This is a genomic window from Streptococcus mitis (genome assembly GCF_001579035.1).
In the GTDB taxonomy this organism is placed as follows: domain Bacteria; phylum Bacillota; class Bacilli; order Lactobacillales; family Streptococcaceae; genus Streptococcus; species Streptococcus mitis_J.
On sequence record NZ_KQ970290.1, the window covers coordinates 65,885 to 68,825 of the forward strand.

General features: G+C 41.0%; 2 protein-coding genes. Both read left to right on the forward strand.

All coding sequences use genetic code 11. From position 1 onward, the window contains the following. Positions 1-167: 167 nt before the first annotated feature. Entirely contained in the window at positions 168-764 is a 597-nt protein-coding gene (gene recU, locus SMIDD26_RS08520) for a Holliday junction resolvase RecU (protein ID WP_000248777.1), read from the forward strand. Then, positions 761-2,941, forward strand: a complete 2,181-nt coding sequence (gene pbp1a / locus SMIDD26_RS08525; RefSeq protein WP_061439827.1) for a penicillin-binding protein PBP1A — start codon at positions 761-763, stop codon at positions 2,939-2,941. Before recU ends, pbp1a begins: the two co-directional genes overlap by 4 nt.

The following is a 2,941-nucleotide window of genomic DNA, read 5'->3' on the forward strand; positions in this document are numbered from 1 at the left end:
TCTTTACGTATCGCTTTTTTAATCAATTTAAGACGAGGATCCTTATCAGAAAATAAACCCAAATCAAAAGCAGAATAGCCTAAAACCAAAGCTGTAGCCATTTTTAACCCTTTCTGTGCAAATTTATGGTATAATAGAGTGATGTTATTGTACCAATAAGGAGAATTATGGTCAACTATCCACATAAACTTTCATCACAAAAAAGACAAACATCTCTTTCTCAACCCAAAAATTTCGCAAATCGAGGAATGTCTTTTGAAAAGATGATCAATGCTACCAATGACTACTATTTGTCTCAGGGCTTGGCTGTTATACACAAGAAACCAACCCCTATTCAAATCGTACGAGTGGACTATCCACAACGAAGTCGTGCCAAGATTGTTGAAGCTTATTTTCGACAAGCTTCAACGACGGACTATTCTGGCGTTTATAATGGATATTACATCGACTTTGAAGCCAAGGAAACAAAACAAAAACGTGCGATTCCGATGAAAAATTTTCATCCACATCAGATTCAGCATATGGAACAAGTCCTTGCCCAACAAGGAATCTGCTTTGTCCTTCTTCACTTTTCTTCTCAGCAAGAAACCTACTTATTGCCGGCATTCGATTTGATTCGCTTCTATCATCAAGATAAGGGACAAAAATCAATGCCACTTGGATATATTCGAGAATATGGATATGAAATCAAGGCTGGTGCCTTCCCTCAAATTCCCTATCTCAATGTTATCAAAGAACATTTATTAGGTGGTAAAACAAGATGAACAAACCAACGATTCTGCGCCTAATCAAGTATCTGAGCATTAGCTTCTTAAGCTTGGTTATCGCAGCCATTGTCTTAGGCGGAGGAGTTTTTTTCTACTACGTTAGCAAGGCTCCTAGCCTATCCGAGAGTAAACTAGTTGCAACAACCTCTAGTAAAATCTACGACAATAAAAATCAACTCATTGCTGACTTGGGTTCTGAACGCCGCGTCAATGCCCAAGCTAATGATATTCCCACAGATTTGGTTAAGGCAATCGTTTCTATCGAAGACCATCGCTTCTTCGACCACAGGGGGATTGATACCATCCGTATCCTGGGAGCTTTCTTGCGCAATCTGCAAAGCAATTCCCTCCAAGGTGGATCAACTCTCACCCAACAGTTGATTAAGTTGACTTACTTTTCAACCTCGACTTCCGACCAGACTATTTCTCGTAAGGCTCAGGAAGCTTGGTTAGCGATTCAGTTAGAACAAAAAGCAACCAAGCAAGAAATCTTGACCTACTATATAAATAAGGTCTACATGTCTAATGGCAACTATGGAATGCAAACGGCTGCCCAAAACTATTACGGCAAAGATTTGCGAGAACTATCACTACCTCAACTTGCCCTACTAGCAGGAATGCCACAGGCTCCGAATCAATACGATCCCTATTCTCATCCAGAAGCTGCCCTTGACCGTCGTAACTTGGTACTTTCAGAGATGAAAGGTCAAGGCTACATTTCTGCCGAACAGTATGAGAAGGCTATCAATACTCCTATTACTGATGGACTCCAAAGTTTGAAATCAGTCAATAGCTACCCAGCATATATGGACAATTATCTCAAAGAGGTTATCGACCAAGTAGAACAAGAAACTGGCTATAACCTTCTAACTACTGGGATGGATGTTTACACAAATGTAGATCAAGAGGCTCAAAAACGTCTGTGGGATATCTACAACTCCGATCAATACGTCTCTTACCCTGACGATGATTTGCAAGTCGCATCTACGGTCGTAGATGTTTCCAATGGTAAAGTCATCGCCCAACTTGGAGCTCGTCACCAAGCAAGTAACGTTTCATTTGGTACCAACCAAGCCGTTGAAACCAATCGTGACTGGGGTTCTACTATGAAACCAATCACTGACTATGCTCCCGCTTTAGAATATGGAGTCTATGACTCTACTGCGTCTATTGTACATGATGTTCCTTATAACTATCCTGGCACTGATACTCCACTCTACAACTGGGATCATGTCTACTTTGGAAACATTACAATCCAGTATGCTCTTCAACAATCACGAAATGTCACAGCCGTTGAGACTTTGAATAAGGTCGGTCTAGATAGAGCTAAAACCTTTCTTAATGGTCTTGGTATCGACTATCCAAGTATGCATTACGCAAACGCCATTTCAAGTAACACAACTGAATCCAACAAACAGTACGGTGCAAGTAGTGAAAAAATGGCTGCTGCTTATGCCGCCTTTGCTAATGGTGGTATTTACCACAAACCAATGTATATCAATAAAATCGTCTTCAGTGATGGTAGTGAAAAAGAATTTTCTGATGCTGGTACACGAGCTATGAAAGAAACTACTGCCTATATGATGACCGAAATGATGAAAACTGTTTTAGCTGACGGAATCGGACGGGGTGCTTACCTACCATGGCTTCCACAAGCAGGTAAGACAGGTACTTCTAACTATACTGATGACGAAATTGAAAAGTATATCAAGAACACTGGCTACGTAGCTCCAGATGAAATGTTTGTAGGTTATACTCGTAAGTATTCTATGGCTGTAGGGACTGGTTACTCAAATCGTTTAACTCCAATCGTTGGAGATGGTTTCCTAGTTGCTGCTAAGGTTTATCGCTCAATGATATCGTATCTATCAGAAGATGACCAACCTGGAGATTGGACGATGCCTGAGGGCTTATATAGGAGTGGAGAATTCGTCTTCCAGAACAACGCAAAGAACACATGGAATAATTCAGTAACACAACAAACACAAACAGTAGAAACTCCAAGCACAACAGCTGAAAGTTCAACTACACAGGCAAGTACGACGGTTGGTCAACAACCCAATAATGCTCCAGCAACTGATCCTAACCAAGGACAAGCTAGTCAAGCTAGTCAACCGACACAACCAGTACAACCAACGCCACAAAATCCACAAGTTCAACAACCACAACAGTGA

What these genes read in the sequence shown, in the direction of transcription:
- pbp1a (WP_061439827.1), top strand. Translation starts at nt 761, where the DNA reads ATGAACAAACCAACGATTCTGCGCCTAATCAAGTATCTGAGCATTAGC.
- recU (WP_000248777.1), top strand. Translation starts at nt 168, where the DNA reads ATGGTCAACTATCCACATAAACTTTCATCACAAAAAAGACAAACATCT.